Annotated in this window: 18 protein-coding genes and 1 riboswitch; of the genes, 3 read left to right on the top strand and 15 right to left on the bottom strand. The window is 67.5% G+C overall.

Going from position 1 to position 20920, the window contains the following annotated elements; genetic code table 11:
* The first annotated feature begins 48 nt into the window (after window positions 1–48).
* Window positions 49–585, top strand: coding sequence for a metal-dependent hydrolase (locus ACNFIA_RS12035; protein ID WP_416785061.1), 537 nt, complete (start codon window positions 49–51; stop codon window positions 583–585).
* Between the two features lie 6 nt (window positions 586–591).
* Here ACNFIA_RS12035 and ACNFIA_RS12030 read toward each other — a convergent pair whose 3' ends face one another.
* The 11 genes from ACNFIA_RS12030 to ACNFIA_RS11980 all read right to left on the bottom strand — a co-directional run bounded on the left by ACNFIA_RS12030 (window position 592) and on the right by ACNFIA_RS11980 (window position 12996).
* Window positions 592–1830, bottom strand: a complete 1239-nt coding sequence (locus ACNFIA_RS12030) for a calcineurin (RefSeq protein WP_416785059.1) — start codon at window positions 1828–1830, stop codon at window positions 592–594.
* Complete coding sequence (locus ACNFIA_RS12025; RefSeq protein WP_416785436.1) at window positions 1830–3383, bottom strand: ArnT family glycosyltransferase; 1554 nt, start codon at window positions 3381–3383, stop codon at window positions 1830–1832. Before ACNFIA_RS12025 ends, ACNFIA_RS12030 begins: the two co-directional genes overlap by 1 nt.
* 245 nt (window positions 3384–3628) lie before the next feature.
* Window positions 3629–4354 carry a PqiC family protein gene (locus ACNFIA_RS12020; RefSeq protein WP_259757674.1) on the bottom strand — a complete coding sequence of 242 codons (726 nt, stop codon included), beginning with the start codon at window positions 4352–4354 and terminating at the stop codon, window positions 3629–3631.
* Between the two features lie 150 nt (window positions 4355–4504).
* On the bottom strand, window positions 4505–6769 hold the full coding sequence (parC, locus tag ACNFIA_RS12015; RefSeq protein ID WP_259757675.1) for a DNA topoisomerase IV subunit A: 2265 nt from the start codon (window positions 6767–6769) through the stop codon (window positions 4505–4507).
* Between the two features lie 7 nt (window positions 6770–6776).
* Complete coding sequence (locus tag ACNFIA_RS12010; RefSeq protein ID WP_259757676.1) at window positions 6777–7301, bottom strand: retropepsin-like aspartic protease family protein; 525 nt, start codon at window positions 7299–7301, stop codon at window positions 6777–6779.
* Window positions 7298–8338: an esterase-like activity of phytase family protein gene (locus ACNFIA_RS12005; protein WP_259757677.1), complete on the bottom strand. Its 1041-nt coding sequence runs from the start codon at window positions 8336–8338 to the stop codon at window positions 7298–7300. Before ACNFIA_RS12005 ends, ACNFIA_RS12010 begins: the two co-directional genes overlap by 4 nt.
* Window positions 8338–10233, bottom strand: a complete 1896-nt coding sequence (gene parE, locus ACNFIA_RS12000; protein ID WP_416785056.1) for a DNA topoisomerase IV subunit B — start codon at window positions 10231–10233, stop codon at window positions 8338–8340. The genes ACNFIA_RS12005 and parE overlap by 1 nt, the downstream gene beginning before the upstream one ends.
* A gap of 11 nt (window positions 10234–10244) precedes the next feature.
* Entirely contained in the window at window positions 10245–10874 is a 630-nt protein-coding gene (locus ACNFIA_RS11995; RefSeq protein ID WP_416785054.1) for a YqiA/YcfP family alpha/beta fold hydrolase, read from the bottom strand.
* A gap of 75 nt (window positions 10875–10949) precedes the next feature.
* Entirely contained in the window at window positions 10950–11759 is an 810-nt protein-coding gene (gene cpdA, locus ACNFIA_RS11990; protein ID WP_259757680.1) for a 3',5'-cyclic-AMP phosphodiesterase, read from the bottom strand.
* Window positions 11760–11929: 170 nt separating this feature from the next.
* Complete coding sequence (locus ACNFIA_RS11985; RefSeq protein WP_259757681.1) at window positions 11930–12388, bottom strand: DUF1249 domain-containing protein; 459 nt, start codon at window positions 12386–12388, stop codon at window positions 11930–11932.
* Window positions 12379–12996, bottom strand: a complete 618-nt coding sequence (locus ACNFIA_RS11980) for an NUDIX domain-containing protein (protein WP_259757683.1) — start codon at window positions 12994–12996, stop codon at window positions 12379–12381. The genes ACNFIA_RS11985 and ACNFIA_RS11980 overlap by 10 nt, the downstream gene beginning before the upstream one ends.
* Before the next feature lie 215 nt (window positions 12997–13211).
* Between ACNFIA_RS11980 and ACNFIA_RS11975 the strand changes: the two genes are divergently transcribed.
* Window positions 13212–13964: an RsiV family protein gene (locus tag ACNFIA_RS11975; protein ID WP_259757684.1), complete on the top strand. Its 753-nt coding sequence runs from the start codon at window positions 13212–13214 to the stop codon at window positions 13962–13964.
* A gap of 183 nt (window positions 13965–14147) precedes the next feature.
* Here the strand turns inward: ACNFIA_RS11975 and cytX are convergent, their stop codons facing one another.
* Both cytX and thiC read right to left on the bottom strand, forming a co-directional pair.
* The gene (gene cytX, locus ACNFIA_RS11970; RefSeq protein ID WP_416785434.1) at window positions 14148–15431 is read right to left on the bottom strand and encodes a putative hydroxymethylpyrimidine transporter CytX; all 1284 of its coding nucleotides are present in this window, start codon (window positions 15429–15431) and stop codon (window positions 14148–14150) included.
* Window positions 15432–15585: 154 nt separating this feature from the next.
* Window positions 15586–17466 (bottom strand): phosphomethylpyrimidine synthase ThiC, encoded by a 1881-nt coding sequence (thiC, locus tag ACNFIA_RS11965; protein ID WP_416785051.1) that lies wholly within the window; start codon window positions 17464–17466, stop codon window positions 15586–15588.
* A gap of 111 nt (window positions 17467–17577) precedes the next feature.
* Window positions 17578–17685: riboswitch (TPP riboswitch) on the bottom strand.
* A gap of 173 nt (window positions 17686–17858) precedes the next feature.
* Here thiC and ACNFIA_RS11960 point away from each other — a divergent pair.
* Window positions 17859–19313, top strand: a complete 1455-nt coding sequence (locus ACNFIA_RS11960) for a TolC family outer membrane protein (protein ID WP_259757687.1) — start codon at window positions 17859–17861, stop codon at window positions 19311–19313.
* 172 nt (window positions 19314–19485) lie between these two features.
* Here the strand turns inward: ACNFIA_RS11960 and ACNFIA_RS11955 are convergent, their stop codons facing one another.
* Together ACNFIA_RS11955 and ACNFIA_RS11950 are read right to left on the bottom strand one after the other, a co-directional pair.
* Window positions 19486–19800: a hypothetical protein gene (locus tag ACNFIA_RS11955; protein WP_416785049.1), complete on the bottom strand. Its 315-nt coding sequence runs from the start codon at window positions 19798–19800 to the stop codon at window positions 19486–19488.
* A gap of 330 nt (window positions 19801–20130) precedes the next feature.
* Entirely contained in the window at window positions 20131–20919 is a 789-nt protein-coding gene (locus ACNFIA_RS11950; protein ID WP_259757688.1) for a class II aldolase/adducin family protein, read from the bottom strand.
* Between the last annotated feature and the right edge of the window lies 1 nt (window position 20920).

The following is a 20920-nucleotide window of genomic DNA, read 5'->3' as shown; positions in this document are numbered from 1 at the left end:
CCGCCATAGAAAGAGAGGGGCCGCCCGGCCCCTCGTGGAACGGATTCCATGACCACCCTGATCACCCATCCCCTGCCTGTGCTGGCCGTGGGCCTTGCGCTCGGCTCAGGCGTGATCCCGCCGCGCCTGCTGCTGGCCGGCCTGCTGGCCGCGTGCCTGCCCGACCTCGACGTGGTCGCCTTCAAGCTCGGCATTGCCTATCACGACGCCTTCGGCCATCGCGGCTTCAGCCATTCGCTGCTGTTCGCGGCCTGCCTGGGCGTGCTCGGGGCTGCCGGTTGCCGGCTGCTGGGCAGCGGCCCGCTGAAGGCCGGCCTGTGGATCGGCCTGGCGACCGCCTCCCACAGCGTGCTGGACGCCATGACCGATGGCGGCCTGGGGGTCGCCTGGTTCTGGCCCTGGAGCCAGCAGCGCTACTTCCTGCCCTGGCACCCCATCGAGGTCTCGCCCATCGGCCTGTCGCGCTTTTTCAGCCCGCGCGGGCTGGAGGTGGTGATCTCCGAGGCGCGCTGGGTCTGGCTGCCGTGCCTGGGGGGGGCCCTGGCGGGGATCGGCGTGCGCCGCCTGCTGCCGCGCAACGACTGACGCCGCTCAGCGCTTGCCGAGCTGCGCCTGCAGCTGGTCCAGCAGCGACGCCGGCGAGCCCTGCACGGGCAACTGGGCGCTGTAGCCCTGGAAGCTGCTGAAGCGCGCCTGGTAATTCAGCTCGATCCGGAAACGGTGGTCCCAGCCGGGTGAGTCCTCGGGCATCAACTGGTCGCAATCCCCCATCGCCTGCGGCGACTCGCAGGGCTTGTAGGCCTGCGGGTAGACCTGACGCTTCCACAGCACCCAGGGCGACAGCGACAAGCCGGCCAGGCTGTTGCGCCGCAGGTCCAGCTCCAGTAGCTGCAACAGGCCGTTGCCGCCCAAGTACTGGTGCTGGTAGTCGACCATCACCATGTCCACGCTGTGCCCCTGGTCGTTGAGCATCCGCGTGTGCACGGCGCCGTCGGCATGGGCGTTGAGGGTGAGGAATATCTGGTCGTTGCGGCGAATCAGGCGCTCCCACAACCGCGCGCCACTGCCATTATCGTCGTGGGAAAGCTCCGCCACGCCCTCCGCATTGCGCTGCAGGATGCTGTGGGAAGCGAGGATCACCGGCACGTGGGGATGCTCGTCGATCACGCCATGCGCCCACGCCAGGGTCGCCTCGGACGGGTTCCAGTCCAGCGCCAGCAACAGGAAGGACTGGCCGTAGCGCTGGAACAGGTGCACCTGGCTCAGTCCCTTGGGGTCGCTGCCGACGTAGGTGCTCTGCCAGGCGGCGCGCTCCGGACCGAAGTGATCGGCGAAACGGTCGAGGAAGGACCGCCGGTCATCCGAACTGGCTTCCTCGTGCACGTCGCGCTCGCCGGTGGCGATGCTGTACGGCACGCCGCGCTCTTCCAGGGTGCGCATGGCGCCGCTGGCGGTCTGCCACTGGCTGGCGACACCGGCGTTTTCCACCACGTCGCCCAGGTGCACCACCAGCGGGACCTGCAGCACCTCGGCGTGCTTGGCCAGCCAGAAGGTCTGGGCGAAGAACGCCAGCGCCGGCTGGTACGGCAGGTTGGGGAAGCGCTGTTCGCTGCGGAACAGGTGGCGCTTGCGGTGATTGTTCTCGGCGTAGAACTGGGTATCGGGCAACAGCGGCAGGACAAAACTGCCGCCGCCGGAAACGAGCTCCAGCGGCGGCAGCGGGTGCTGGCGGAAGAACGCCTGGTCGCGCTCGACCACGTCCTGGGTGTCGGCATCGCCGCAACCGCCGAGCAGCAGGCAGCAGGCGAGCAGGGAAGTCAGTGCTTTCATCACGGCGTGGTGCCCGCTCCCGGGAGCCGCAGCAGGCGGTAGGTGTCGTTGTCGAAACGGCCTTCGAACAGCGGCGAGGCCATGGGCAGGACGGCGGCGAGGCGCTGCGCATCGCGCGCCTGGATCATCAGGTAGAACGGCCCGCGTTGCGCTGCGAGCTGCTCCGGGCGGTCGAGGAACAGCGGCTGCAGGTCGCGGTCGAGGTTGACCATCAGCTTGATCGCCCGCGCGTCCGGCGCCATGCCGTACAGCGCCAGGGGCGCGGGCTGCGCATCGAGGTGGCGAAGCAGCTCGGCAGAAAATGCCTGGCTGTCGTACAGGCGGTGTTCCACCGGCTCGAACACCAGGATGTAGCTTGCCCACAGCGCCAGCGCGGCCCCCAGGGCCAGCGCCGCCGGCCGCCGCCAACGCAGCGCGCCGAACGCGAGCAACCCGGCGAGCGCGACGATGCAGGCCGGCAGGCGCCAGCCCAGCGCGGCGAGCTCCTGCGGATAACGTTTCCAGGCCAGCCACAAGCCGGCCAGCAGCAGTGCCGGCAAGGCCAGCCAGAGCACCCGCAACACACCGCGCAGGGCCTGTGCCAGTCGGCTGCCGGCGACCATGAACGGATACCCCGCGACCACGGCCGCCAAAGGCGCCAGGGCGATGATGTAGCGGGCCTTCTTGGCCTGCGGCACCGACAGCCCCGCCATCACCACCAACGCGGCCAGGGCACAGCCCGCCACCAGGCGGAACGCCGGCTCGCGGCGCCGCTGCCAGAGCAGCGCCAGTGCCGGCAACGCCAGCGGGAAGGCCAGCGCGTAGTTGCCCAGGGAGCTGCGGAAGTAATACAGCGCATCACTGGAGCCGGCGGAGCCGTCCAGTCGACCGATCACCTGCATCCGCAGGACGTCCTGCACGAATGTCTCGCCACCGGCGGCGCGCGCCAGGCCGATCAGCAGGAACACACAGGCGATCAGCAGCGCCAGCGCACTGGCCGAGAAGGCGAACAGTGGCTTCCAGCGCCGATCCAGCAGCAGTTGGCTGCACACCATGCCCGCCGGCACCACCAGCCCGAGCGGCCCGCGCAGGGCGAAGCCGGCCAGCAGCAGCGGCAACAGTCGCAGCAGCAGCCCCGCCAGGGAGTGGCGTTCGGCATGGAAAGCGACGTAGAAGGCGAGCAGCCCGACGGACGCGACCATCAGGTCGAGGGACACCGCCCGCGTTTCGCTGACGAAGGTGGCGGTCAGCAGCAGCATGGCCACGCTGATCAGCGCCCAGGAGCGGGAGAACGGCGCCACCAGCCGATACACCACGCCCGTGCAGATCGCCGCCGCCAGGGCTGTGGGCAGCCAGGCGGTAAATTCTGTGACACGCCCCAGCGGCAGGGACAGCAGGTAGGTCAGGAAGGTCGAGGTCGCCGGGTAATCCGGATAGGGCACGCCGTAGGTGGTGGGGAACCAGCCCGGCCCGTGGCGCAGCATTTCGCGGGCGAACAGCACGAAGCGCGAGTCGAAGCCGACGAAGGCATCGCCCTGCACGCCGAGCAGGAACAGCACCAGCGCCGCCAGCATGACGCAAAGCGTCTGACGACCCAGGGCGGAATCCGCCTGAACACTGGAGGTTGGGGGGAATGACGACACGCGCGAGTCTCTCGCAGGCTCCGCGCGGAAACGTCCGGGCGCCAATAGCCTGCACAAGCGCCTGTAGATACCACGAAGGCCGTCAAGAAAATGTCAAAAACGGCCAGCGCAGAAACAGAACGGCCCGCAAAGCCATGGCTTGCGGGCCGCGATCGAGCCGGTGCGCAGCGTCCGACTTAGAAGCGATAGACCTCGACATCGGTGCGGATCGGCACCACCAGCGGGATCTTCGGCCCCTCTTCCTTGGGCTTGGCAGCCTGGCCGGTGTTGGCCACCGCTGCCGGCTTGCGCGGCGGCGCCGCCTGCTGCTCCGCCACGGCGGCAGCGACCGGACGCACATCGCGGGCCAGTTGCACGGACAGCTTGCGCAGCAGATCACCCTGGGCGCGCACCTGATCCTGCACGCTGCCCGAGTGCGCTTCTTCCTCGCGGAACACGCGGCTGTCGCGCAGCTCACCCTTCGGGTCGAGCAGGCGCCAGCGCGCCTCCAGCACCGCCGGCTCCTTGGGGCCGGAGTCCAGGCGGCTGATGGTCAGCATGACCTGCACCTGCGGCGTAAAGCCGGGCTTCTCCGGGAACAGGGCCAGGCGCGTGCTGTCGAGCTCGCCGGAGAGCAGGCGCATCAGCTGCTGGCTGACGTTGGTCTCCAGGCTGCCGGCCCAGCGGGCTTCGGTCGACAGATTGAGGATACCGTCGGCCTGGCGCTGGACCATGGTCTCGCGCTTCAGGTAATCGGCCAGGGAAACCGGGCCGAGCAATACGGCGACACCGTTGTCACGGGTCGGAACGGGAACCGCGCCGGCGTCCAGCTGGTACAGCTGGGTCGGTCGATTCACCGTACAACCCGCCAGCCCGAGAAGGCTGACGAGGGAAAGAAAGGCCAAGGCGCGCAATGCGCTCATCTGGATCACCGTCATTCGCCGAAGTTCGGCGCTACTTCCAACAAAACCAAAAAAATTCAGGCAACGCGCGAAAGGCGCCGGTAGCCAAAGGGACGTATCATCCCTCAACCGGCGCCTCAGCTCCAGAGGCAGGATGTATCGAACCGCGTTTCAATCCTGAGACAGCGATTCTACCAGCAAGGCATCCACCCGCTGGAATCCGCGCGGCAGTTTATTGCCCCGACGGCCCCTTTCGCCTTTGTAGTGCTCCAGGTCGTCACCCTTGAGCGAGAGCGTCCGCTTGCCCGCCTGCAGTACCAGGGTCGCGCCCGTCGGGAGAACGGCGAGGTCGGTGAGGTACTCCTCGCGGCTCGCCACGCGGTCGCCCGGCACGCTGATGATCTTGTTGCCCTTGCCCTTGGCCAGTTGCGGCAGGTCGGACACCTTGAACAACAGCAGTCGGCCCTCGGTAGTGACTGCGGCAATCCAATCCTGTTCCAAATCATTTACCGGACGCGGCGCCATCACCTGCGCACCGCTGGGCAGGCTGAGCAGCGCCTTGCCGGCCTTGTTCTTGGCCTGCATGTCCTCGCCCTTGGCGACGAAGCCGTAGCCGGCGTCGGAGGCCAGCACATACAGGGCATTATCCTCCGGCAGCAGCACGCGGTCGAAGCTGGCGCCCGGCGGCGGCGTCAGGCGGCCAGTGAGCGGCTCGCCCTGGCCACGGGCGGACGGCAGGCTGTGGGCGGCCAGCGAGTAGCTGCGCCCGGTGGAGTCGATGAATACCGCGTACTGGTTCGAACGGCCCGGCGCGGACGCCTTGAAGCCGTCGCCGGCCTTGTACGACAGGCCAGTGGCGTCGATGTCGTGGCCCTTGGCGCAGCGCACCCAGCCCTTCTCGGACAGCACCACGGTCACCGGCTCGGTCGGCATCAGCTCGGTTTCCGACAGGGCACGGGCCTCGGCGCGCTCGACGATGGGCGAGCGGCGGTCGTCGCCGTAGGTCTCGGCGTCGGCCAGCAGCTCGTCACGCACCAGCTTGCGCAGCTTGGCGTTGGAACCCAGGATCGCCAGCAGCTTGGCGCGCTCCTTGGCCAGCTCGTCCTGCTCGCCGCGGATCTTCATCTCTTCCAGGCGCGCCAATTGGCGCAGGCGGGTGTCGAGGATGTAGTCGGCCTGAAGCTCGGACAGCTCGAAGCGCTGCATCAGGACCGGCTTGGGCTGGTCCTCGGTACGGATGATGTGGATGACCTCGTCGAGGTTGAGGAAGGCCACCAGCAGGCCTTCCAACAGGTGCAGGCGCTTCTCGACCTTGTCCAGGCGGAACTGCAGGCGACGGCGCACGGTGTCGGTGCGGTAGGTCAGCCATTCGCTGAGCACCTGGCGCAGGTCCTTGACCTGGGGTTTGCCGTCCAGGCCGATGACGTTCATGTTCACCCGGTACGAGCTTTCCAGGTCGGTGGTGGCGAACAGGTGGGTCATCAGCTCTTCGGCATCCACGCGGTTGGAGCGCGGGATGATGACGATGCGGGTCGGGTTCTCGTGGTCGGACTCGTCGCGCAGGTCGGCCACCATCGGCAGCTTCTTGGCCTGCATCTGTCCGGCGATCTGCTCCAGCACCTTGGCCCCGGAGACCTGGTGCGGCAGCGCGGTGACTACGATGTCGCCATCCTCGACGCGGTACACGGCGCGCATGCGCACCGAGCCACGGCCGGTTTCGTAGATCTTCTGCAGGTCGGCGCGGGGGGTGATGATTTCCGCCTCGGTGGGGAAATCCGGGCCCGGCACGTGCTCGATCAGGTCGGCGACGGTGGCCTGCGGCTCGTCCAGCAGGCGGATGCACGCGGCGGCCACTTCGCGCAGGTTGTGCGGCGGAATGTCGGTGGCCATGCCCACGGCGATGCCGGTGGTGCCGTTGAGCAGCAGGTTGGGCAGGCGCGCCGGCAGCACGGCCGGCTCGTCGAGGGTGCCGTCGAAGTTCGGCACCCAGTCCGCGGTGCCCTGGCCCAGTTCGGAGAGCAGGGTCTCGGCGTAGCGCGACAGGCGGGCCTCGGTGTAACGCATGGCGGCGAAGGACTTGGGATCGTCCGGCGCACCCCAGTTGCCCTGGCCGTCCACCAGCGGGTAGCGGTAGGAGAACGGCTGGGCCATCAGCACCATGGCTTCGTAGCACGCCGAGTCGCCGTGGGGGTGGTATTTACCCAGCACGTCACCGACGGTCCGCGCCGACTTCTTGTGCTTGGCGTCGGCGTCCAGGCCCAGTTCGCTCATGGCGTAGACGATGCGCCGCTGTACGGGCTTGAGGCCGTCGCCGATGTGCGGCAGGGCGCGGTCCATGATCACGTACATGGAATAGTTCAGGTAAGCCTGTTCGGTGAAGTCGGCCAGTGACCGGCGCTCCACGCCCTCCAGACTCAGATCGAGGGTTTCGCTCATGCGTGCCTCACGGTGTAGATCGCTGGCGCAGCACCAGGGTGCCGTCCTGCTGGGTGAAATCCAGTTGTCTGAGTGCGCTCATGCCGAGCAGCACCTCGTCGCCTTCCATGCCCGGCGCGATCAGCGCCGGCACATCGGTCAGGCGGATGTCGCCAAGCTGCAGACTGGGCAGGCGCGTGCGCCAGCCCTGGCTGCGGCCGTTGGCGGTGTCCAGGGTCACCGGCAAGCCGCGCGGCAGGCCGAGGCGGTCGGCCAGGCGCTGCGGCAGGGCCACCTGGGTGGCGCCGGTGTCGAGCATGAAGGTCACCGTCTCGCCGCCGATCTTGCCGTCCACCACGTAGTGGCCGGCGCGATTGCCGATCAGCCGCACTTCCACGTAACCGTCGCCGCGGGTCGATTGCGGCTGCGGATTGGGGTTGTGCTGGCGGGTTTCCCAGGCGCCGAAATAGCGGGTGGCCAGCAGGATGCCCGCGCCCCAGGCGAGGAACATCATGATCTTGCCGATCCGCCTGCCCGGCACCGCGTCGTTCATTTGCCACCCAGCCAACCGCCGGCCGGCGCCGCGAAGCGCAGCACGTAAGGCCGCGCGTCACCGTCGGCGCGGGCGTGCTCGCCGTTGTCCAGGCCGATCCAGGCCCCCGCATCGTCGAGGATCAGGGCTTCGGCGACGCCATAGGGCAGGTCGTAGCGGCGTTCGGGCGCCAGCGCCCCGGCGGCGAAGGACCAGCACAGCTCCTGCGCACCGGTCTTCACGTCGCGGCGACAGATCTGGTGCGCCAGGCGCTCCAGGGTGAACAGCTTGTCCTTGTACAGCGCCAGGTCGGAGAAATCGATCGGCAGCGCACGCTCGGCGCCCAGCTCCGGCGGCGGCAGCGCGGTGCCGCCTTCGCTGAGCATCACGCAGTTGCCCTCGCACTTCCAGGTGCCGTTGTCGTTGCGCACCTTGAGCAGGCCGCGGCGCTGACGCTCGGCCGCCAGCCAGAGCTGCTTGCCGTCGGCGCTGATGGCAATGCCTTCGTAGAGCGCATTGAACTCCATGAGCAGTCCATTGGCGCGGGCCTGGCGCAGCAGGTTCTGCGGCAGCGGCAGCCAGCTCGGCTCGCCGACCGCGGGCAGCAGCAGGACGGCGGCATAGCCTTCGCTGACCACATAGCGGTTGCCCGCCTGGTCGCAGGTGATGCCTTCGAAATCCATCGCCCCGCCGCGCAGCAGGCCGCCGACGCTGACCCGCGCCTTGGCGCCCCAGGACAGGCCGCTTTCCGGCGTGCCAGGGACGACGAAGGGCTCGGCGGTGGCCTGCCAGGCCTTGCCCGGCGTCTCGTCGATCAGCAGGCGATAGATGCGGTCGTCGTCGCGGTCGGACACCGTCCACATCTCGTTGCCGCACAGCGCGAGGCCCGAGAGGTTGCCGTTGGGCATGCCCTCCACCGGGTGCTCGGTGACGAACTGCAGCGAGGCTGGCGCCGTCGTCGGCGCGACCGCCGCCGAAGCCTTGGGCGCTGGCTCCGGCGCCTGGGCGGCAAGCGCCAGGCCCGCGATCAGGCCAGAGCAGGCCAGCAACCAGCGCATCAGGCGATGTCCGCCAGGTTGCCCTTGGTTTCCAGCCAGGACTTGCGGTCGCCGGCGCGCTTCTTGGCCAGCAGCATGTCCATGATTTCCACGGTGCCGTCGGCGTCTTCCAGGGTCAGCTGGACCAGGCGGCGGGTATTCGGGTCCATGGTGGTTTCGCGCAGCTGCGGCGGATTCATCTCGCCCAGGCCCTTGAATCGGGTGACCTGCGGTTTGCCACGGCGCTTCTCGGCGGCCAGGCGGTCGAGAATGCCGTCGCGCTCGGCCTCGTCCAGGGCGTAGAAGACTTCCTTGCCCAGGTCGATACGGAACAGCGGCGGCATGGCGACGTAGACGTGGCCGGCTTCCACCAGGGGGCGGAAGTGGCGGACGAACAGCGCACACAGCAGCGTGGCGATGTGCAGGCCGTCGGAGTCGGCGTCGGCGAGGATGCAGATCTTGCCGTAGCGCAGCTGGGTCAGGTCCGCTGCGCCTGGGTCGACGCCGATGGCAACGGCGATGTCATGGACTTCCTGGCTGGCGAGCACTTCGCCGCCGTCCACTTCCCAGGTGTTCAGGATCTTCCCGCGCAGCGGCATGATCGCCTGGAATTCCTTGTCCCGCGCCTGCTTGGCCGAGCCGCCGGCGGAGTCGCCCTCCACCAGGAACAGTTCGGCGCGCATCGGGTCCTGCCCCGCGCAGTCGGCCAGCTTGCCGGGCAGCGCCGGGCCCTGGGTGATCTTCTTGCGCTCGACCTTCTTGCCCGCCTTGAGGCGGCGGCCGGCGTTGCTGATGGCCAGTTCGGCCAGTTGCAGGCCCAGTTCGGGGTGCGCGTTGAGCCACAGGCTGAAGGCGTCCTTGACCACGCCGGAGACGAACGCGGCGGCCTCGCGAGAGGACAGGCGTTCCTTGGTCTGGCCGGAGAACTGCGGCTCCTGCATCTTCATCGAGAGGACGAAGGCGATGCGCTCCCAGACGTCTTCCGGCGCCAGCTTCACGCCGCGCGGCAGCAGGTTGCGGAATTCGCAGAACTCGCGCATCGCATCCAGCAGGCCCTGGCGCAGGCCGTTGACGTGGGTGCCGCCCTGGGCGGTGGGAATCAGGTTGACGTAGCTTTCCTGCAGCGATTCGCCGCCCTCGGGCAGCCACAGCAGGGCCCAGTCCACCGCTTCCTTGTTGCCGGCCAGCGCGCCGCAGAACGGCTCGTCGGGCAGGCGGATATTCTCGGAGACGGAATCGACCAGGTAGGAACGCAGGCCGTCCTCGTAATGCCATTCGATGCGCTCGCCGCTGGACTTGTCCTCGAAGCTCACCAGCAGGCCGGGGCAGAGCACGGCCTTGGCCTTGAGCACGTGCTTGAGGCGGCTGACGGAGAACTTGTGCGAGTCGAAGTACTTGGCGTCCGGCCAGAAGTGCACGCTGGTGCCGGTGTTGCGCTTGCCGACGGTGCCGATCACTTCCAGGTCGCTGGACTTGAAGCCGTCGGCGAAGGTCATGCGGTATTCGTTGCCGTCGCGCTTGACCCGCACCTCGACCGTGGTCGACAGCGCGTTCACCACCGAGATGCCGACGCCGTGCAGGCCGCCGGAGAACTGGTAGTTCTTGTTGGAGAACTTGCCGCCGGCGTGCAGCTTGGTGAGGATCAGTTCGACGCCGGGCACGCCCTCTTCGGGGTGGATGTCCACCGGCATGCCGCGGCCGTCGTCGATCACTTCCAGCGAGTTGTCCTCGTGGAGGATCACCTGCACGCTCTTGGCGTGGCCGGCGAGGGCTTCGTCGACGCTGTTGTCGATGACTTCCTGGGCCAGGTGGTTGGGGCGGGTGGTGTCGGTGTACATGCCCGGGCGCTTGCGCACCGGATCGAGGCCGGAGAGAACCTCGATGGCGTCTGCGTTATAGGCGTTCTGCTGGGCCATGGAGTTCCTGCTTAATCAGTCGAAGAGGTGATGGCTTCAAATTCGGAGAAGTCGACGTCGCGCCACTGGCTGGACGGCACGCCGGCAAAGGCCAGCAGCGCCGGCACATGGCTGACGAAGCGCTGGAAGCCGTGGTCGCCACCGGACTCAATGCGCAGCGCCGCGGCCCGGTAATAGCGCTCGGCGGCGCGGTAGTCGAGGGTTTCGTCGGCGGTCTGCAGCCACACCTGGTAGCGCGAGCCGTCGGTGGGCGGCGGCACTTCCAGCTCCGCCAGCGCGGCGACGTGGTCCAGGGTCAGTTCCCAGGTCTCGCCGCTGTAATAGTTGGTCTGCGCGCCGAGCTGGCCGTCGAACAGCCGGTGCGGCGCCACGGCCGGGTTGATCAGCACGGCCTTCAGGCCATGACGCTCGGCCAGGTAGGTCGCGTAGTAGCCGCCCAGGGAGCTGCCGATCAGCAGCGGCTGGCCCAGTTCGGCAACAGCGGATTCCAGCTGCGCCATGGCCTTGCGCGGGTGATGGTGCAATGCGGGCAGGCGCAGTTGGTCGGCCAGGCCCAGGCGCTGCAGGGCCGCCGTGAACTGGCGGGCCTTCTGCGAGCCGGGCGAGCTGTTGAATCCGTGGATATAGAGGAATGCGGTCATGGGCCGGGAGGCTACAAGCTGCAAGTGGCATGCCGCAAGTGGGTCAGCGTCGCAAGGCGTTCCAAGCGTGACCGATCAATAGCCCTTGATGCTGTAGTCGACTTCGAAGGCAATGTCGGTCACTCGCGATACACCCGTCTGCACGCTGCCATCGGGCATCAGCCGCAGCCAGCGGTAACCCGGTGCCGGGCTGTCGACGCAGAAGTCCTCGCTGCCGGGGGTGAACTGCACGCAGGTGGACGGCGACGCCAGCAGGCGCACGTCACCGCGCAGGCGGTCGATCTCCTGGTGGACGTGCCCCCAGAGCAGGCAGCGCACGTTCGGGTAGCGGTCCAGCACGGCGAAGAGTTTTTCCGGATTGTGGATGCCGATGCGGTCCATCCACCGGCTGCCGATGGGCACCGGGTGATGATGGAAGCTGATCAGCAGATGCTTGTCCGGCGCGGCCTGGATGGCGTTTTCCAGCAGCTCGACCTGTTCGTCGCTCACCTGCCCGGGCACTGCGCCGGGAATGGTGGAGTCCAGCAGGATCACCCGCCAGGGCCCCAGGTCGATCACCGGGTCGAGCAGGTCGCTACCGGCGGCGGCTTCGCGCATCGGCCCCATTTCGTCGTGGTTGCCGGGGAACCAGCGCGTTGGCGCGGCGATCGGCGCGGTCAGGGCGCGGAAGCGCTCATACGACTCGACCGAGCCATCCTGGGAGAGGTCGCCCGTGGCCAGCACCAGGTCGATCGCCGGCTGCTCCTCGCCGACCAGGCGCACCACCTGGCTCAGGCTGTCGGCGGTGTCCATGCCCAGCAGCCGGCCGTTCTCTTCGGCAAACAGGTGGCTGTCGGAAAGCTGGACGACCAGGACGGAATCGGAAGCGGTGGGCTGGGTGGGCAATGCGCCTTCTCCTGTGAGGCGGGCGTGCGGGAAGTCGTGACGGAGTATGGTGACAGGCGCCCCGCTGGGCAAACCGGGAAAGCGTCACAGATCACAGTTAGGGACACGAGTCTGCGATGGGCGGGCAGGATAGCATGGTGCCACCATGGCGCAGCGCGCTCATGGCGATTTCAGCGCTGCAGCACCGGCTCCAGTTCGTGACCGCAGGCCAGGCAGTGGCTCAGCCATTCGCCGAGGAACTGGTTGAGCTGGTTCTTCTCGTCGGGCTGGTGCATCGCCTGGTTCGGGTAGGGGTAGATCGCCAGCAGGCGGCGCGCCTGCTCGGCGCCGACCACTTCGGCCATGCGCGCGTCGTGGTACACCCGCACTTCCAGCTTGGGCGCCGGCAGCCAGGGCAGGCCCAGCTCCTGGCGCACCTGCAGCACGGTGGTGTAGGGACAGGCTTCGACCACGTCCAGCGCCAGCACGCCGAGCAGCCGCTCGCCTTCGCTGAGCGCCACGCGGCGCGAGACCTGGGTGTCGCGCATCTCGGGCAACAGGCGCATCAGGCGCAAGTAGTTCGCCTCGCAGGTCGCCTGCAACCCCGCCAGGTCGACGCGATAGCGCTCGCGCAGCAGATTCACACCCATAACCCCCTTACCTCGGCGCGGTTGAGCGCCAGCCATTGCAGCGCGATCATGCTCGCCGCGTTGTTGATGCGACCGTCACGCACGGCCTGCAGGGCTTCCTCGAACGGCATGACGTGGACACGGATGTCCTCGCCCTCCTCCTCCAGCCCGTGGACGCCCGACGCGCCGCTGCTGTCGCAGCGCCCGACGAACAGGTGCACCAGTTCGTTGCTGCCGCCCGGCGACGGCAGGTACTGGGCGATCGGCCACAGCGCGCCGAGGGTCAGGCCGGCTTCTTCCACCGCTTCGCGGCGGGCGACTTCCTCGGGCTCCTCGTCCTTGTCGATCAGCCCGGCGACCAGCTCCATCAGCCAAGGGTTAACCCCGGCATCCATGGCGCCGACGCGGAACTGCTCGATCAGCACCACCTCATCGCGCTGCGGATCATAGGGCAGCACGCACACCGCATCGTGGCGCACGAACAGCTCGCGGGTCAGCAGCGGGCCCATGCCGCCGGCGAACTGGCGATGCCGCAGGCGCAGGCGGTCGACCTTATAGAAACCCTTGAAGCACTGTTCGCGCTCCTGGATCTCGATGTCCTGGGGACCTGGTTTGAACGTTTCCGACATCCCGTCCTACTCACTGTGCGTTGAACTTCGCGCCATCCTATCGCGCCGCCGAGGGCGACGCAGCCTCTTTCGCCCGCAGGCGGACAGCCAGGCTGGCTGTGACCGCCGCACGCAGCCGTGGTTCGCAAAGTGGTTCATAATCTGCCGCCGAACCGGCAGCGCCGACGGCGGTCGAACCACTCCATTGCCGGCGAACGTCAACGACAAGGATTCCCATGCGACTTCTGAAACTTGCCGCCCTGGGCAGCATCTGCCTGTTACTGGGGGCGTGCCAGGGTCTGTTCAAGCCCTCGCTCGACGAACCGCTGAGCGCGCGCCACACCGCGTTCGAGCACCCCAAGCCGGGTTGCCAGGGCGAGCAATGCCCGCTGTTCAACCTCGATACCGTCAGCTTCGACGACGAGCCGGCGCTCAACGAAGCGATCACCACGCAACTGCTGCGACTGGCCCGCGAGGGCGATGGCGCGGCACCGGCGAGCCTGGACGTCTACGAGAAGCGCTTCCTCGATTCGGCCCAGCCCGGCTGGAGTTCCTACCTGCAAGCCAAGATCCGCGAACAGCATGACGGTCTGGTGATCATCGAGCTGTCCAGCTATCGCTTCACCGGCGGCGAGTACGGCCAGCCTGGCCGCGCGTTCATCAATTATGATCGACGTATCCACAAGGTGCTCACCCTGCAGGACATTCTCCTGCCCGGCCAGGAGGACAACTTCTGGAAGGTGGCGCGCATGGCGCACCAGGCGTGGATTCTGCAGAACAAGCTGGACGAGCAGGACCCGAATTTCTCCAGGGACTGGCCGTTCCAGCCGACCGAGCACTTCGCCCTGACCTTCGGCGCGCTGACGCTCAAGTACGACATCGACCGCATCGCCCCGCACTCGGTCGGCCACCCGGAGCTGAAGATTCCCTACCCGCGGCTGAACGGCATCGTGAAGACCTATTACTTCCCGGGGCGCGGGGCGCAGTAAGTGTCGATCAGAACAGCCAGAGCCATCGCGGACGGAGTCCGCTCCTACGCCAGGGCTCGGCACGCCGTAGGAGCGGATTCATCCGCGATCGGCCGGCAACGCCGGCATTGGGCGGGTTCGCGAGCAAGCTCGCTCCTACAGGCGCAACGTTTTTTGTAGGAACGAGCTTGCCCGCGAACAGCCTCACGCCGAGGCCGGTACCTTGGCACCCACACGCCCCAGCAGCAGTTGCAACACAGCCGCCACCACCAGCGCCGGCAGGGTCGCGCCCAGGTCCGGCTGGTAGTTCGCCAGCAGGTGATACACCACCACGCCGCCCGCCCAGGCCAGCAGCGAGCCCCAGCGCAGGCAGTGGGGAATGGCAGCCGGCGCGCGGCGGCGCAGCACGAAGTGGTCGACCAGCACCACGCCGAACAGCGGCGCGAACACCGAGCCGATCAGCAGCAGGAAGTTCTGGTACTCCGCCAGCGGCGCGAACCAGGCGATCAGGGTGCAGATCACGCCGATGGCCAGGGCCAGCTGTTCGACCTTGAGCGGCAGCAGGATGCCGCTGGAGACCGCCGCCGAGTGGATGTCGGCGAAGGCCTTCTCCGATTCGTCCAGCAGGATCAGCAGCAGCGGGATGCCCATGCCGGCGCCGGCCAGCGCCAGCAGCAGGGCGTTGGCGTCACTGCCCTGGGCGAACGCCAGGGTGTAGGCCACGCCCAGGCCCATCAGCCAGAAGCAGCCGATGAAGAAGCCCAACGCCGCGCCGGCGAAGGTCTGCCCGGCGCGCTTGCCGAAGCGCGAGTAGTCGGCGATCAGCGGCAGCCAGGACAGCGGCATGGCAATGGCGATGTCGAAGCCCACGGCGAACGGCATCGAACCGTCGCCGGCCCTGGCCCAGAGCGCGGCCAGGTCGGCACGCCTGAACAGGTCGAAGGTCAGCCAGACGCACGCGGCAAGCAGCAGCCAGATGCCCCAGCGACGCAGTACCCGGCGCACGAAGGCGAGCGGGCCGGCGACCGCCAGCAGGGTTGCCAGCGCGCCGAACACCAGGGTCCACGCAGCCGGGCTGGTCCAGGCGCTGCCTTCGCCGAAGGCGCGGCCTGCCAGCAGGCTGGCGGCGTCGCGCATGACGATGATCTCGAAGGCGCCCCAGCCGATCAGCTGCAACAGGTTGAGCAGCGCCGGCAGCGCGGCGCCGTGGCTGCCCAGGCTGAGCTTGAGCGAGGCCATGGCGGACAGGCCCGTGTCGGTGCCGATCACCCCGGCGCTGGCCAGCAGCAGGACGCCGACCAGGGTACCGAGCAGGATCGCGCCGAGCGCGCCGGCCAGGCCCAGGCCCGGCGCCAGCAGGGCGCCGGTCTGCAGCACCATCAGGCCGATGCCCAGGGAGAACCAGAGGGAGAACAGGTCGCGCAGGCCGAGCACACGCTGGGCGCTGCCCACGGCGGTGGTCGGTGAATAGTCGATGGTGGTCACGATGGGTGCAGGACTCAGTGGTTGGTTTTTGTTTGTCTTTCGTAGGAACGAGCTTGCTCGCGAACAGCCCGGCAGCGGAACCGCCGGGTGGCACGGTTCGCGAGCAAGCTCGCTCCTACAGGTAACCCACCCTCGAGGGTGAGGATGGGGATACCGGTCACACCTGCTTGTAGATCACCGAGCCTTCGTCCTTGAAGCGCGCGGCCTGTTCCTGGAAGCCGGCCTCGATGGCCTTCTGCTCGTCGGTCAGGCCGTTTTCCTTGGCGTAGTCGCGGACTTCCTGGGTGATCTTCATGGAGCAGAACTTCGGCCCGCACATGGAGCAGAAGTGCGCCACCTTGGCCGAGTCTTTCGGCAGCGTCTCGTCATGGAAGGCGCGGGCGGTGTCCGGGTCCAGGCCGAGGTTGAACTGGTCTTCCCAACGGAACTCGAAGCGCGCCTTGGACAGCGCGTTGTCGCGGATCTGCGCGCCGGGGTGGCCCTTGGCGAGGTCGGCGGCGTGGGCGGCGATCTTGTAGGTGATGATGCCGGTCTTCACGTCATCCTTGTTCGGCAGGCCCAGGTGTTCCTTGGGCGTGACGTAGCAGAGCATGGCGCAGCCGTACCAGCCGATCATCGCCGCGCCGATGCCGGAGGTGATGTGGTCGTAACCGGGCGCGATGTCGGTGGTCAGCGGGCCGAGGGTGTAGAACGGCGCCTCGTCGCAGCACTCCAGCTGCTTGTCCATGTTTTCCTTGATCAGGTGCATCGGCACGTGGCCGGGGCCTTCGATCAGCACCTGGACGTCGTGCTTCCAGGCGATGCGGGTCAGCTCGCCCAGGGTCTCCAGTTCGCCGAACTGCGCGGCGTCGTTGGCGTCGGCCACCGAGCCCGGACGCAGGCCGTCGCCCAGCGAGAAGCTGACGTCGTAGGCCTTCATGATTTCGCAGATTTCCTCGAAGTGGGTGTAGAGGAAATTCTCCTGGTGATGCGCCAGGCACCACTTGGCCATGATCGAGCCGCCGCGCGAAACGATGCCGGTGACGCGCTTGGCGGTCAGCGGCACGTAGCGCAGCAGCACGCCGGCGTGGATGGTGAAGTAGTCCACGCCCTGCTCGGCCTGTTCGATCAGGGTGTCGCGGAAGATTTCCCAGGTCAGGTCCTCGGCGATGCCGCCCACCTTCTCCAGCGCCTGGTAGATCGGCACGGTGCCGATGGGCACCGGGCTGTTGCGCAGGATCCACTCGCGGGTCTCGTGGATGTGCTTGCCGGTGGACAGGTCCATCACCGTGTCGGCGCCCCAGCGGATGCCCCAGGTGAGCTTCTCCACTTCTTCCTCGATGGAGGAGCCCAGCGCGCTGTTGCCGATGTTGCCGTTGATCTTCACCAGGAAGTTGCGGCCGATGATCATCGGTTCCAGTTCGGTGTGGTTGATGTTCGCCGGGATGATCGCGCGGCCGCGGGCGACTTCCTGGCGGACGAACTCGGGGGTGATCTCCTGGGGAATGCTGGCGCCGAAGCTCTGCCCCGCGTGCTGGGCGTCCAGCAGGCCGGCGGCGCGGGCCTCCTGCAGCTTCATGTTTTCGCGGATGGCGATGTATTCCATCTCGGGCGTGATGATGCCCTGGCGCGCGTAGTGCATCTGCGTGACGTTCTTCCCGGCCTTGGCCCGGCGCGGGGTGCGCACATGGGCGAAGCGCAGGGCATCGAGGCTGGGGTCGGCCAGGCGCGACTGGCCGAACTCGGAGGTCAGGCCGGGGAGGATCTCGGTGTCGCCGCGCTCGTCGATCCAGCGCGAGCGCACGTCCGGCAGGCCCTTGCGCAGGTCGATGCGCACGTCAGGGTCGGTGTAGGGGCCGGAGGTGTCGTAGACCATCACCGGGGCGTTCTTCTCGCCGCCGAAGGCGGTGGGAGTGTCGGCGAGGGAGATTTCCCGCACGGGGACGCGGATGTCCGGGCGCGAGCCGGTCAGGTAGACCTTCTTCGAATTCGGAAAGGGCTGGGTCGACTGGCGGTCGAGCTGTTCAAGGCGGGTGACGTTGTTTTTCTGGGTGCTCATCCTGGCTCTCCTGGGGTGATTGCCGGGGAGAACCTGGGACGAGAGGAGCTGCTTGCCGCAGCGAAGGGACGCATCCCGGGAAGGGCTGGGGCCGGGGCGGAATGCGCCGCGGGATGCGTACTTCTTGTTCCCTACGCGGGTCTTAACCCGATCAGGTTCAACGGGATCCGGAACTATCCGATCTCAGCCCCTCGCAATGGGGCACCCCGACAAGAACGTCCGCAGTCTAATCAAGTGCGCCCGGATAAGCCAACGCCGCTCGGCCGAAATCACGCACTTGCCTGCAGCCAGCTACACTGCTGCCTCGGAAGGCTCGTACGAACGTGCCTTGACCGCCACCCGGCGGCAACCGTAGCCTTGCCCCACCTCGCATCACTTTCCAGGATGAACGAATGCTGCGCAGACTCTCTCTGGCTGTCGCTGTAGCCGCAACGACAGGCTTTGCCTGGGCTGCACAGCCCACCCCGGCCGCCCCCTCGCTGCCCACCAAGACGGACCTGATCAGCGTCTACAAGGACGCCGTCGACAACAACGCCGACCTCGCCGCCGCCCAGGCCGATTACCTGGCGCGCAAGGAAGCCGTCCCCCAGGCACGCTCCGGCCTGCTGCCGCAGATCAACGCAGGCGCCAGCACCGGGACGACCCGCACCGCCCTGGACACCCCGAGCGCCACGCTGAACCGCAACACCCAGCTGGTGCAGGCGAGCCTGAGCCAGCCGTTGTTCCGCGCGGATCGCTGGTTCCAGCTCAAGGCCGCGGAAAACACCACCGAACAGGCCCAGCTGGAATTCTCCGCGACCCAGCAGCAACTGATCCTGCAAACCGCCGAGACCTATTTCGGCGTGCTGCGCGCCCAGGACAACCTGGCAGCCAGCAAGGCCGAGGAAGCGGCGTTCAAGCGCCAGCTCGACCAGTCCAACGAACGCTTCGACGTCGGCCTGTCCGACAAGACCGACGTGCTCGAATCCCAGGCCAGCTACGACACCGCGCGGGCCAACCGCCTGGTGGCCGAGCAGCAGGTGGATGACGCCTTCCAGGCCCTGGTGACCCTGACCAACCGCGAGTACAGCGCCATCGAGGGCATCCTCCACTCGCTGCCGGTGGTGGCGCCGATGCCCAATGACGCCAAGGCCTGGGTGGACACCTCGGTGCAGCAGAACCTGCGCCTGCAAGCCAGCAACTACGCGGTGGACGCCGCCGAAGAAACCCTGCGCCAGCGCAAGGCCGGCCACCTGCCGACCGTCGACGCCGTGGCCCAGTACCAGAAGGGCGACAACGATGCCCTGGGCTTCACCAACACCGGCGCGCCGGGCGACCCGCACTACGGCAAGTACGTCGACCAGACCAGCATCGGCCTGCAGCTCAACGTGCCGATCTACAGCGGCGGCCTGACCAGCTCGCAGGTACGCGAGGCCTACCAGCGCCTGAACCAGAGCGAACAGCTGCGCGAAAGCCAGCGCCGCCAGGTGGTGCAGGACGCACGCAACCAGCACCGCGCGGTGAACACCGACGTCGAGCAGGTGAAGGCGCGTCGCCAGGCGATCATCTCCAACCAGAGCTCGCTGGAAGCCACCGAGATCGGCTACCAGGTCGGTACCCGCAACATCGTCGACGTACTGGACGCCCAGCGTTCGCTGTACAACTCGGTGCGCGACTACAACAACACCCGCTACGACTACATCCTCGACAACCTGCGCCTGAAGCAGACCGCCGGCACCCTCGCGCCGAGCGACCTGGAAGCGCTGGGCAGCTACCTGAAGCCGGACTACAACCCGGACAAGGACTTCCTGCCGCCCGACCTGGCCAAGGCCGCCGAGGCCCAGCTCAAAGCCGGCTCGAAGTACTGAGCCAGCCCAAAGAAAAAGCCCCGCGATGCGGGGCTTTTTCTTTGGAGCCACGCCAACGACAACGAGCGACTCGTTTTTTGCTCTGGCTCTGCTCTGGCTCGTCAGAGACTTCCAGAAAAACACCCTCACACGCCGAACCGCCCCTTTCAGGAGGCCGAGTGGAAGCGGAGTTTCAGGGGTTGAGCGACATGGATGTCGCGAGAGCCGTGATGGGCCAGGGATGGCCCGTCACGGCGTGCCCCTGAAACTGCGCTGCAGCGAGGGCATTTTTCGCCTGGGCGAAAAACCGGATGGAGGGGCAAGACCTTTTGGTTCCTTTTGGGTCGTTTGCCAAAAGGGACTCGCCGAGAGGCGAAACCCAATCCTCCAGCGCACACCGAAGCGGCGCTGAAACGCCCGGCAGAAATGCAAGCTGACGTCCCAACGCATCCGCATACAACCGGAAACAGCGCGGCGCTACATTTTCGGCGAAGAGGTTGGTTTCCATGCGAAGCCCGGTTCACGCCGCGCGGGATTTCGCGGACAAGGTCCGCTCCTACATGGGATATCGTGCCGGCCCGCCCTCTCCCCCGCCCTCTCCCTGAAGGGAGAGGGAGCCATCCGAGCCGGCTGACGCCACAGTTTCAGCCGGCGCCGGCCCAGTCCCCTCTCCCTTCAGGGAGAGGGTTAGGGAGAGGGGAAATAGCCAGTACGGGGTTTCAGATGAAGACAGTTGCTCCTACGCCTGCCCAAGCAACGGCATCGACCTGCAGCAGCACGCCACGCGCGCCATCGCGGGCATGGCCCGCTCCGCCGCAACGCAGCCCGAAGGCGGCGATCACTCCCGATACCCCGGCGCCACCCGATCCAGCATCCGCAGCAGCGCCGCCCAGGCCAGCTCGTAAGCATCCGGGTCGCTCAGCTCCCCTTCCGCCAGCGGCCGCGCCGGGGCATTGAACTGCTGCTCGGTGTGGCGGCACACCTCCTCCGAGGGGATCACCAGTTCGCCGCCCGCCTGGGCCGCCAGCTGGATGTCGCACGCCTTCTCCAGGTAATACATGCGCAGGAATGCCTGCTGCACCGTCCGCCCCACGGTCAGCAGGCCGTGGTTGCGCAGCATGAGCCCGAAGTGGTCGCCCAGGTCACGCACCAGGCGCTGCTGCTCATCCAGCGACAGCGCGATGCCTTCGTAGTCGTGGTAGCCCAGGCGCCCGTAGAACTCCAGGGAGATCTGGTTCAGCGGCAGCAGCCCACAGGCCTGCGCCGCCACCGCGCAGCCGGCGCGGGTATGGGTGTGCAGCACGCACTGCGCGTCCTCGCGGGCGGCATGGATGGCGCTGTGGATGACGAAACCGGCCGGGTTGACCTTGTACGGTGTCGGCTCCACCGCGTGGCCGTGGAGGTCGATCTTCACCAGGCTCGACGCGGTGATCTCATCGAACATGAGGCCATAGGGGTTGATCAGGAAATGGTGTTCGGGACCGGGGATGCGCACCGAGATGTGGGTGAAGATCAGGTCGGTCATGCGGAAGTGGGCGATCAGCCGGTAGCAGGCCGCCAGCTCCTCGCGCAGCGTCCATTCCTCGGGTGAACAGGTAGCGCGGCTGGGCGCCTGCAGCGATGTCATG

The organism is Pseudomonas sp. NY15437 (assembly GCF_048068435.1).
In the GTDB taxonomy this organism is placed as follows: domain Bacteria; phylum Pseudomonadota; class Gammaproteobacteria; order Pseudomonadales; family Pseudomonadaceae; genus Pseudomonas; species Pseudomonas nitroreducens_B.
Note: the sequence above shows the minus strand (reverse complement) of the source record. Positions and strands in the feature narration are given on the sequence as shown.

Excerpts from the sequence above, each read along its gene's own strand:
- ACNFIA_RS11950 (WP_259757688.1), bottom strand. The coding sequence starts at position 20,919 with ATGACATCGCTGCAGGCGCCCAGCCGCGCTACCTGTTCACCCGAGGAA.
- ACNFIA_RS11955 (WP_416785049.1), bottom strand. The coding sequence starts at position 19,800 with ATGGAAACCAACCTCTTCGCCGAAAATGTAGCGCCGCGCTGTTTCCGG.
- ACNFIA_RS11960 (WP_259757687.1), top strand. The coding sequence starts at position 17,859 with ATGCTGCGCAGACTCTCTCTGGCTGTCGCTGTAGCCGCAACGACAGGC.
- ACNFIA_RS11980 (WP_259757683.1), bottom strand. The coding sequence starts at position 12,996 with ATGTCGGAAACGTTCAAACCAGGTCCCCAGGACATCGAGATCCAGGAG.
- parE (WP_416785056.1), bottom strand. The coding sequence starts at position 10,233 with ATGGCCCAGCAGAACGCCTATAACGCAGACGCCATCGAGGTTCTCTCC.
- ACNFIA_RS12020 (WP_259757674.1), bottom strand. The coding sequence starts at position 4,354 with ATGAGCGCATTGCGCGCCTTGGCCTTTCTTTCCCTCGTCAGCCTTCTC.
- ACNFIA_RS12030 (WP_416785059.1), bottom strand. The coding sequence starts at position 1,830 with ATGAAAGCACTGACTTCCCTGCTCGCCTGCTGCCTGCTGCTCGGCGGT.
- parC (WP_259757675.1), bottom strand. The coding sequence starts at position 6,769 with ATGAGCGAAACCCTCGATCTGAGTCTGGAGGGCGTGGAGCGCCGGTCA.
- ACNFIA_RS12010 (WP_259757676.1), bottom strand. The coding sequence starts at position 7,301 with ATGAACGACGCGGTGCCGGGCAGGCGGATCGGCAAGATCATGATGTTC.
- ACNFIA_RS11995 (WP_416785054.1), bottom strand. The coding sequence starts at position 10,874 with ATGACCGCATTCCTCTATATCCACGGATTCAACAGCTCGCCCGGCTCG.
- thiC (WP_416785051.1), bottom strand. The coding sequence starts at position 17,466 with ATGAGCACCCAGAAAAACAACGTCACCCGCCTTGAACAGCTCGACCGC.
- ACNFIA_RS12035 (WP_416785061.1), top strand. The coding sequence starts at position 49 with ATGACCACCCTGATCACCCATCCCCTGCCTGTGCTGGCCGTGGGCCTT.
- ACNFIA_RS11985 (WP_259757681.1), bottom strand. The coding sequence starts at position 12,388 with ATGGGTGTGAATCTGCTGCGCGAGCGCTATCGCGTCGACCTGGCGGGG.
- ACNFIA_RS11975 (WP_259757684.1), top strand. The coding sequence starts at position 13,212 with ATGCGACTTCTGAAACTTGCCGCCCTGGGCAGCATCTGCCTGTTACTG.
- ACNFIA_RS12025 (WP_416785436.1), bottom strand. The coding sequence starts at position 3,383 with ATGCTGGCGGCGCTGGTGCTGTTCCTGCTCGGCGTGCAGGGCGATGCC.
- ACNFIA_RS12005 (WP_259757677.1), bottom strand. The coding sequence starts at position 8,338 with ATGCGCTGGTTGCTGGCCTGCTCTGGCCTGATCGCGGGCCTGGCGCTT.